A 7,392-nucleotide genomic window follows, 5' to 3' on the forward strand; every position below is an offset into this window, starting at 1 on the left:
CGGTGGTGGTGGCGGCCGCGGAGGCGGCGGCTACGGTGGTGGTGGCGGCGGCCGCGGAGGCGGCGGTGGCTGGTCGCGTTAATTCGCGACGGCTGTGCTTGGTCGGGTTAATTCGCGACCGTGGCAACGCTGAACTTGTATAGCACGCAGGCCACGCGATTTTCGCGTGGCCTGCTTTTTTTGGTATGTCGTTCAGCCTCCAGCGCAAGCGAGGGTGAATCGACGTCATTGCGAGTTTGAGCCGCTCGCACTCAGCAACGTCGTCTCTCCCTCGCTGGCGCTACGGGCTAGTGTGGCGGATGGGTTCACAGATCCGCGCGGCAGCTTGTTTCCGCTTGGCGTGGCTTGTATGCTCGACCGTGCCGAGAGTCACTGCTTTTTCGCGTGATTGCGGCAGCCTGTGCGGCGTCGCTGTTCAGCGTTCCGCCGGTTCGCGCCATCCCCACACCTTCACGGAATTTGTCATGCGTTCGAGCCTCTTCTCGGTGTGCGCCGTTGCGCTGCTGATGGCCTGCGGTTGCGGCAGCCCCACGTCGACAAACAATGCGACCTCCGGCTCCGGGGACACGGCCAAGAAGCTGCGCATCGCCATGATTCCGAAGGGGGCGTCGCATGAATTCTGGAAATCGGTCGAAGCCGGCGCGCGGCGCGCGGAAGCGGAATTCAACGACGTCGAAGTCACCTGGAAGGGGCCGTTGTCGGAAGCGGATTTGAACGATCAGATTTCGATGATCGAAAATTTCGTCGCCGACGGATATGACGGCATCTGCGTGGCGCCGCTCGACGCCGACGCGCTGCGCAAGCCGCTTGATGGGGCGATGAAGGCGGGCATTCAGGTGCTGATCTTCGACTCCGCATTGACGAATAGCGATGGCATCGTCAGTTACGTCGCAACCAACAATCACCACGGCGGGCAGATGGCGGGCGAAGAATTGGCGCGATTGCTCGACGGGAAGGGCGAAGTCGTGTTGATGCGCTATGCCCTGAGTTCGGAAAGCACCGAACAGCGCGAGCAGGGATTCCTGGAGGCGCTCAAGAAGCATCCTGACATCAAGATTATCTTCGACGACTATGCCGGCGCCGGAGAAGACAAGGCGATTGCGCTTGGCGAGCAGATTCTTTTCAACCATGGCGACGCGGTCGACGGTATCTTCTGTCCCAACGAATCCACGGCCGCCGGCATGTTGACGGCGCTGCGTCGCGACCCGCGCGGCCTCGCGGGCAAGGTCAAACTCGTCGGTTTCGACGCTGGGGCGAAGTTAATCGACGGCCTGGAAAAGGGAGACTTGCACGCCACGATTCTGCAAGACCCGGTGAAGATGGGCTACGAATCCGTGAAATTGATGCGCGACAAACTGCAAGGCCGCGAAGTGTCGGCGCGCGTGGAAACCGGCGAGTTGCTGGCGACGACGGAGAACTGCCGCGCCCCGGAAGTGCGGAAGCTGTTGGAGCCGGAAGCTTCCAAATAGGAGTTGCCGGCGAAACACGCGAAATGACGCGAAAGGGGAGTCCAGAGAGAACGACTCACGGAACACACGAAAAGGTTGAGAGACCCGTTCCTTGTGCATTTGTCGACTGGTTCTGTGAACGACCGTGATCGTGGCTCGATATTTCCAATCTTCACCAACTCCCCTTCCGTGTTTTTCCGTGAATTCCGTCGACATACTTTCAATTCTCACTTTCGCGTCATTTCGCGTGTTTCGCGGGCCAAATTGTAATCACCGATTGCTATGACCTCGCCTCGATTCTCGATGTCCGGCGTTGCGAAGCGATTTGGGGGGACGCAGGCGCTGGCGGATGTTTCGCTTTCGGTGAATGCCGGCGAAGTGCATGCGCTGATTGGTGAGAACGGCGCTGGCAAATCGACGTTGATGAAGGTGCTGGCCGGGATTCATGCGCCGGACGCGGGGGCGATGGCGCTCGACGGCCGGACGTACGCCCCGAATGGACCCGCGGCGGCGCGGCAGGCCGGCGTGGCGATGATTCATCAGGAGTTGAGCCTCGCGCCGCATCTCTCCGTGGAAGCGAACATCCTGCTGGGGCGCGAGCTGCGACGGTTTGGCGTCGTGAACGCTGCCGAACATCGCCGGCTGGCGCGCGCGGCGCTCGCGCGACTGGGGCAAGCGGAGTTGCCGCTGGACATTCCCGTGGCGAGTTTGCCGATCGCGCAGCAGCAGCTCGTGGAGATTGCCCGCGCGTTGGTCTCCGAAGCCCGGGTGATGGTTTTTGACGAGCCGACGAGTTCGTTGACCGAAGATGATACGCGCCGGCTGTTCGAAGTGATTCGCGAGTTGCGCACGTCCGGCATGGCGATTGTGTATATCAGCCATTTTCTGGAAGAGGTCGCGTCGGTCAGCGATCGTTACACGGTGCTGCGCGACGGCCGTGTCGCGGCCAACGGCGATTTGCGCGACACCACGCTCGACGCGATCGTCCGCGCGATGGTGGGACGCCAGTTGGAAGAGTTGTTTCCGAATGCAACGAGAAAACCAGGCGACGTTGTGTTGGAGGTCAAAGGTCTTAGCGGCCGGGAATCGCCGCGCGGCGTCGACTTCGAGCTCCGCGCCGGTGAAGTATTTGGACTCGCGGGACTGGTGGGCGCCGGGCGCAGCGAATTGGTGCGCTGCCTGTATGGTTTGGAGCCGATTCGCGCGGGACGCGTGCGCCTCGTCCGCCTCGGTCAACTGCGCGGGACCGCGGGGGATAGCATTGCGCGGGGCGTCGGCCTGGTGAGCGAGGACCGCAAATCGGAAGGACTCGCCGTGGGGCTGTCGATCGCGGACAACCTGACATTGTCAAAATTGTCGCCTTTTTCGCGGTTTGGTTGGCTGAATCTCCGGGCCCGGGAGCGGGACGTCGCCGGCTGGATGCGGCGGTTGGATTGCAAAGCTTGGGGGCCGCGGCAGGCGGTGGAGCAACTTTCCGGCGGCAATCAGCAGAAGGTGGCCATCGCCCGGCTGCTGCATCAACAGGCGGACGTGCTGCTGTTGGACGAACCGACGCGGGGGATCGATATTGGCGCCAAAGCGCAGGTTTATCGGCTGCTCGGGGAGTTGGCGTCAAGCGGCAAAGCGATCATCATGGTCAGTTCGTATCTGCCGGAACTGCTGAACGTCTGCGATCGGATCGGCGTGATGTGCCGCGGTCGTTTGCGCGAAGTTCGTGCGGCGGACGCCTGGAACGCCGAGAGTATTATGCATTGCGCCACGGGGCGCGACATCGCGGTGACTTAGTGCGGTGGCAGAAGAAACTAAGCGACGGGCGCCACTGGCTGCTTGTCCGCCAGTGCGGTATTGGTTTCGCTGTCGGCCCTATCCCAGCACTGGCGGACGAGCCGCCAGTGGCACCCCACATCTAACTTTTCTGCGGCGTACGTAGCATGAATCTCGAGCAACGCACACTGGGTTCCTTCGGCGCGCGGACGGCGCAAGCGCTCGCGTCGCGGGCGTGGAGTTTTCTGGCGCCGTTCGTCGGATTGCTGGTCGTGCTGAGCGTGATTCAGACGTATCACTTGATTTGGAAGCCGGACAATCCGTTTCTCAAGACGCATCAATTGCAACTTATCGCCAAGCAAACGGCGATCGTGGGCGTGGGCGCGCTGGGCATGACGGTGATTATCGTTTCCGGCGGCATCGATCTTTCCGCGGGGTCGATGATTGCGCTCACCAGCGTGCTGTTGGCCGTGCTATTGCGTCGCGAAGTGCCGGCTTGCCTGGACGATTACCCACGCATCGCCGCGTCCTGGCAGGCGCTGGCGCTTGATCGATTGCCCGTCACGTTGGCGGTGTTCTTCGTGTTACTGGCCGGCGCGGCCGCCGGGGCGTTGAATGGCGTGTTGATCACGGGGCTGCGCTTGGTCCCGTTTATCGTGACGCTCGGCGCGATGCTGATCTATCGCGGGATGGCCGAATGGCTGGCGGACCAGAAGAAAGTGATGGTGGTCGGCGATCACGTGCCGGACTGGCTGACGACCTTGCTCGACGCACCGACGTCGCCCTGGCAACTCGTTTGTTACGGCGTCTGGATTGTAGTGCTGTTGGGAATCCTGCTCGCCGCGGTGATGCGCTACACGGTATTTGGGCGCTACGTGTTCGCGATCGGATCGAACGAGCCTACTGCCCGGCTGTGCGGCATACACGTGCCGCGGATGAAGATTGCGATTTACGCCCTTGGCGGCGTGTTTATGGCACTGGCCGGCATCTTCGATTTCAATAATCTGAGCGCCCAGGGTAATCCCACGAGCGGCGAAGGGCTGGAGTTGGACATGATCGCGGCGGTGGTGATCGGCGGCGGCAGCCTGAGCGGCGGACGCGGCAGTATCCTGGGCTCGATCATCGGCGCACTGACAATGACCACGCTCCGCAGCGGCTGCGTCTACGCGGGGATGAGCAATCCGGTGCAGAAGCTGCTGATCGGCGCGATCATCATCGCCGCCGTGGCGATCGATCAGGGGCTGCATCGGGGAAGGAAATAGGGGGAACTGAATTTCTAAATTTGAATGTCGAATCAAATTTGAATTCTAAAATGTCGAACGAGGCGAGGTTAGCGCCTACACGCCATTCGACATTCGACATTCAGTAATTCGGATTTGATTCGTCATTCGAATTTAGGAATTCGTCATTCGATTTACTTTCCGCGCGGTCGTCCTCGTCCGCCACGGCCGCCGCGGGCACGGCCGCGTGGGGCGCCGGCAGCCGATGCTGGACGTTTTGAGCGGGCTTCGATGTTGGCGGTGACGATCATGCCGATGGCGTCTTGCCAGCTCGGGATGGCGCGGTGTTTGGCGCGATCCTCATCATCGTGATCGTCGTCAACTCCGGCGAGTGCCAATTCGTCTTCGTCATCCTGCTCGAAGGCGGATGATTCTTCGTTGGATTCAACGACCTTGTCCTCGCGCTCGCTGCGTGCGGGGCGTCGCGGGCGCGCCGGAGCGGCCTCGTCAGTTGCTGGATCGGTCGCGGCGGCGCCTTCGCGGCTTTTCCGGCCGGACCCGCGACGGCGTCGGCGACGACGACGTTTCTCCGGGGCGTCCTCGCCGGCGCCATTGCCATCGGCGGCGTCGGACTCGACGAGCGAGGGATCATCCAGTTCGGTATCAATCTCACTGCGAATGTCGAAGTCCAGGTCGTCATCCAGATCGCGCGGAAACGAATCCGAGACGGGTGCATCCGAAACCGGTTCCGGTGCGCGCGACCTGGGCCGGCGATCCCGCTCTACTCGTGCCGGTCGCGGTCCGCTATCTCGATCTGCACGTTCCGGGCGCGGCTCGCTAGCCCGCTCAGGTCGAGGTCCGCTATCGCGTTCCGGACGTGGCCCGCTTTCGCGTTCCGGTCGCGGTCCGCTCGTCCGTTCTGGGCGATCCGGCCGGGGCGCGCGATCGCGTGGCTGTTCTTCCCGGTCACGACCGCCTCGGCCGCCACGTCGGCGGCGGCGACCGCGCCGTTGTTCACCGGACTCGCCCCGTTCGCCGGACTCGCCGCCCTCACTGCTGCGCGGGGGACCGGATTCGTCAGCGTCTTCGCCTTCGGCGATTTCCTCGACGTGCGAAACGATCGGCACTTCGGGCAGGTCGGGAACGTCGGTAAAGAATTCCAGGTCGTCCGCTTTGAGCGGCGACAAGGCGCGCTCACGGCGCGGCGGCGGCAAGCTTCGCGAAGCCGGTTTTGCGGGCGGAGGAGTCGTTTCGGCGGGCGATGCCGGCGCTTCGGCGACTGGCTGCGGTGGAGGCGTCGGACGGGGCGGCGCCTTGGGCGGGGCTGGCAGGCCCAATTCCGAGGCGACGTCCGACCAGCTCGATTTGGGACGCGCGGCCGGCGTGCTGGCCGAAGACCGACTTGGGGCCGGCGGCGGAGTCGGGGCCGGTCGGGGCGGTTGCGCCGGCTCGATCGGCGTGGGGGAGGGCGGAGCGATCCCCAAAAGTGACGCCAGGGAATCCCACTTGCTCGATTTTTCCTGCTCGCTCATATACTTGCGTGACGGGGTCGGACGGCGTTTGCCGTGATGATTGTGCGCTTGGAAGCCCTCAGTATAGGATTTCCGGGCCGCATTGTGAAGTCGCTTGGGCTCAACAACTTACGTCAGTCGACCACAGTCTCCTTTCGCTCCGCGAAAGGCTTCGGACCTTTCGCGGAGCGAAAGGAGACTGTGGCTGCAGCATTCACGAACCAACTGTCCGCGAGGCAGCCATGCAAGATGTGATTCGCGCTTCCACGGAGCAGCTCGACTTCTTCGAGGACATCGAGGTCCGCGGGCATATTATCGACAGTCTGATTCTGCCGAAGATTCTCGACCAGATCACCAGCCGGGGCGGGGCGTTCAAAATCAAGCGGATTCAGATCGGCCAGCAGCGGCACGACCCGAGCCATGCGCTGGTAGAGATTCGCGCCAAGACGCCGGAATTGCTGGCGGAGATTCTCGCGCAAGCGCAAGACCACGGCGCGGTGGCCACGTCGCAGCACGATTGCGAGATCGTGGCGGCCGACATCGCCGGCGCGTTTCCCGAGGGGTTTTATAGTACGACGAATCAACGCACCGAAATTCGACTGAACGGGCATTGGATCGAAGTCGGCGATCAGGAGATGGACTGCGGCGTGGTGATCGAGGATGGGAAGGGCCGGTGCGTGCCGATGACCGAGGTGCGACTTGGCGACCCGATGGTCGTCGGGCATGCGGGCGTGCGTTGTTTTCCGCCGGAGCGGGAACGGAACGAGCGCGGGTTTGAGTTTATGCAGAGCGCGGTGAGTTCTGAGAAGCCGAAAGGCGTGGCGATTCGGGAGATTGCACGTGATCTGTTTGAAGCGAAGCGCACGCACGGCAGGACGTTGATCGTTGGGGGCCCCGCGATTGTCCACACTGGGAGTGGAGAACATCTGGGGTGGCTGATTCGCTCCGGGTATGTCGATATTCTCTTCGCAGGCAACGCGCTCGCGACGCACGATATCGAACAGGCGCTGTTTGGCACGAGCCTGGGCGTACATCTCGATCGCGGCGACGTGGCCGAATCCGGGCATGAGCATCACCTGCGGGCGATCAATCGCATTCGTCGCGCCGGCGGCATTCGCCAGGCGGTTGAATCGGGCTTGCTCACCTCCGGCGTGATGTACGAATGCGTCCGGCAGGGGGTCGACTTCCTGCTGGCCGGCAGCATCCGCGACGACGGTCCGTTGCCGGATGTGATTACCGACGTGCTCGTCGCGCAACAAGAGATGCGCAAAAAAATCCGCGGCGTCACGTTTTGCCTGATGATCGCGACTACGCTGCACTCGATCGCCGTCGGGAACTTGCTGCCGGCGTGGGTGAAGGTGGTTTGTGCCGACATCAACCCTTCGACGGTCATTAAGCTGAGCGACCGGGGGTCGTTTCAGACCGTGGGATTGGTAACGGACGTGGAGC

At 62.7% G+C, this 7,392-nt stretch carries 5 protein-coding genes; 4 read left to right on the forward strand and 1 reads right to left on the reverse strand.

Annotated elements, in window-relative coordinates; genetic code table 11:
• Positions 1-464 precede the first annotated feature (464 nt).
• The 3 genes from SGJ19_11920 (at position 465) to SGJ19_11930 (ending at position 4,474) form a co-directional block, all read left to right on the forward strand.
• A complete protein-coding gene (locus tag SGJ19_11920; GenBank protein ID MDZ4780952.1) occupies positions 465-1,469 on the forward strand; it encodes a substrate-binding domain-containing protein in 1,005 nt (334 codons plus the stop codon).
• A gap of 282 nt (positions 1,470-1,751) precedes the next feature.
• Positions 1,752-3,233 carry a sugar ABC transporter ATP-binding protein gene (locus tag SGJ19_11925; protein ID MDZ4780953.1) on the forward strand — a complete coding sequence of 494 codons (1,482 nt, stop codon included), beginning with the start codon at positions 1,752-1,754 and terminating at the stop codon, positions 3,231-3,233.
• Between the two features lie 146 nt (positions 3,234-3,379).
• On the forward strand, positions 3,380-4,474 hold the full coding sequence (locus SGJ19_11930) for an ABC transporter permease (protein ID MDZ4780954.1): 1,095 nt from the start codon (positions 3,380-3,382) through the stop codon (positions 4,472-4,474).
• Between the two features lie 152 nt (positions 4,475-4,626).
• Here the strand turns inward: SGJ19_11930 and SGJ19_11935 are convergent, their stop codons facing one another.
• On the reverse strand, positions 4,627-5,619 hold the full coding sequence (locus tag SGJ19_11935; protein ID MDZ4780955.1) for a hypothetical protein: 993 nt from the start codon (positions 5,617-5,619) through the stop codon (positions 4,627-4,629).
• Positions 5,620-6,185: 566 nt separating this feature from the next.
• Here SGJ19_11935 and SGJ19_11940 point away from each other — a divergent pair.
• On the forward strand, positions 6,186-7,392 hold a 1,207-nt coding region (locus SGJ19_11940), incomplete at its 3' end, for a TIGR00300 family protein (GenBank protein MDZ4780956.1).

The organism is Planctomycetia bacterium (assembly GCA_034440135.1).
GTDB lineage: Bacteria > Planctomycetota > Planctomycetia > Pirellulales > JALHLM01 > JALHLM01.